This window comes from Photobacterium sp. R1 (assembly GCF_054600795.1).
On sequence record NZ_BAAHZP010000333.1, the window covers coordinates 1 to 316 of the forward strand.

The 316-nt window shown below is 54.4% G+C and carries 1 protein-coding gene; it reads right to left on the bottom strand.

What is annotated here, in order from left to right:
- Positions 1-316, bottom strand: a 316-nt coding sequence (locus ACYP03_RS25290) for a hypothetical protein (RefSeq protein WP_459782569.1), incomplete at both ends; no start/stop codon positions are given.

A 316-nucleotide genomic window follows, 5' to 3' on the forward strand; every position in this document is an offset into this window, starting at 1 on the left:
CGGGATATTGTTGTTAAAGCCTGCCCAATCATTTTCTGCGTGGGCATTATCCGTCTGGCGGTTGTCGCCCTTAAGCTCAGGCCATTCCGAATGCGGCACCGACTCAGCATCCGCACTGTCTTCGGTGTGCATTGAAGGCAGTGTTTCATCGGATTGAAACTCATCAACTGCCTGCATGGCTGGCAGTTCAAGCTCAGGTTCTGCCAGCAGTGCCGCCATATCCAAACCTGCCGAGTCGATCAGTTCATCGCTCCAGGATTCATTCAGCTGTGACTGCGATGGAGGCTGTGGTTGTGGCTGAGCAGCCTGCGCTTCA